The following is a 386-nucleotide window of genomic DNA, read 5'->3' on the forward strand; positions in this document are numbered from 1 at the left end:
AGCTTACCCTGATAGCGAATTTCCCTTTGTGGCTCCAGCACACGCGCCAGTTGCAGCTGACCTTTGGCACTGGCCACGCCTTGTGTGATTTCCACATTCAGCAATGAAGAGAAATACGGATACAAACCAGCTACCGGCAAGCCCTGCGCATCCAGATCCAGCTTGAGTTGCGCTAATTGCGCAGTGCTGCTGCCATTCAGTTTCAGGCTACCTTTGCGGTTCAGGCGGGATTGCAACTGGAATTGCATGGCATTCGCTAAATCACTGCGCCAGCCTTGCAATTGCAGATTCAGATTTTCTGTCGTCAATTTAACCGCAGGGCTCACCGAGCTATCCTGGAATTGCAAAGCGGCGTTGTCCAGTTGTACCCGGCCCGCAGCCAGTTT

1 protein-coding gene is annotated in these 386 nt (G+C 52.8%); it reads right to left on the reverse strand.

Going from position 1 to position 386, the window contains the following annotated elements:
• Window positions 1-326, reverse strand: a 326-nt coding sequence (locus KDM89_RS20220) for a DUF748 domain-containing protein (RefSeq protein WP_329604712.1), incomplete at its 3' end; no start/stop codon positions are given.
• Window positions 327-386 lie beyond the last annotated feature (60 nt).

Origin of the sequence: Cognatundibacterium luofuense, assembly GCF_018139685.1 — a bacterium.
In the GTDB taxonomy this organism is placed as follows: domain Bacteria; phylum Pseudomonadota; class Gammaproteobacteria; order Burkholderiales; family Burkholderiaceae_D; genus Undibacterium; species Undibacterium luofuense.